Source organism: bacterium endosymbiont of Bathymodiolus sp. 5 South (genome assembly GCF_900128535.1).
Classification (GTDB): domain Bacteria; phylum Pseudomonadota; class Gammaproteobacteria; order PS1; family Pseudothioglobaceae; genus Thiodubiliella.
Genome location: NZ_FQTR01000407.1, coordinates 1 through 894, shown reverse-complemented (window position 1 = coordinate 894; position 894 = coordinate 1). Strand labels below are relative to the sequence as shown.

The 894-nt window shown below is 38.1% G+C and carries 1 protein-coding gene and 1 pseudogene; both read right to left on the bottom strand.

The window, feature by feature from the left end:
* The coding region (gene rsmG / locus BBROOKSOX_RS11835) for a 16S rRNA (guanine(527)-N(7))-methyltransferase RsmG (protein ID WP_139662093.1) at positions 1–544 on the bottom strand (544 nt) is incomplete at its 3' end.
* Positions 541–894: pseudogene (gene gidA / locus BBROOKSOX_RS11830) on the bottom strand (tRNA uridine-5-carboxymethylaminomethyl(34) synthesis enzyme MnmG); the annotation flags it as partial. The pseudogene gidA and the gene rsmG, both read right to left, overlap by 4 nt.

Here is an 894-nt window from a genome sequence, read left to right as displayed (position 1 = left end):
GATAAATTTTCGCTCTGTTGGGTAGGGCTTCTTGTTCAGCATTAACACCTTTCATTAACAAATAATGCCCATTATCGCATAATAAATGTTGCGTTAGTTTTAAGGTTTTGTCTGCTTCTGCAAATGCTCTGGAGGTAATTTGACCAAAACATTGCTGCGGTTTGAAGGTCTCAAGGCGTGTGTTCACCACGGATAGGTTTTTAAGTGCCAAGTGGCTTTTTGCAAATTGCATAAATCGACATTTTTTACCGACTGAGTCCAGCACACTCACGGCAAGTGTTGGCTTCATAATGCTAAGCACAATCCCTGGTAATCCTGCACCTGCACCCACATCAAGTAGTGGCGATTTATCAACATAAGGCATAATAGACAAGCAGTCTAACAAATGTTTTTTAACACCTATTTCCATGGTGCGAATGGCGCTCAGATTATAAGTTTTATTCCATTTTATAATCAATTCAAGGTAACTAATTAGCGAAGTTGCTTGTGCATCGTTCAGTGCAATGTTCATTTCTTTTGCACCTTGCGTGAGCAATGTTTTCATCTTTTATAAGTCTTTAAATACACCAATAAAATAGAAATAGACGCAGGGGTAACACCTTGAAGTCGGCTTGCTTGACCGATGGTTTCCGGACGATGGTCGCTAAGTTTTTGTATGACTTCACTTGACAAGGCCTTAATAGAGTCATAATCCATATCGCTGGGTAAAGCGGCGTCTTCATTCCTACGATATTTTTCAATTTCTTCTAACTGGCGTTTGATATAACCCTCATATTTAATCTGATTTTCCACCACGCTAATTAAAGTTGTATCCGTTAAAAAAGGCTGTGCTGATTCAATCTGAGATAAAATTTGATAATTTACTTTTGGTCGTTTTAACAGTTCTAATAATGA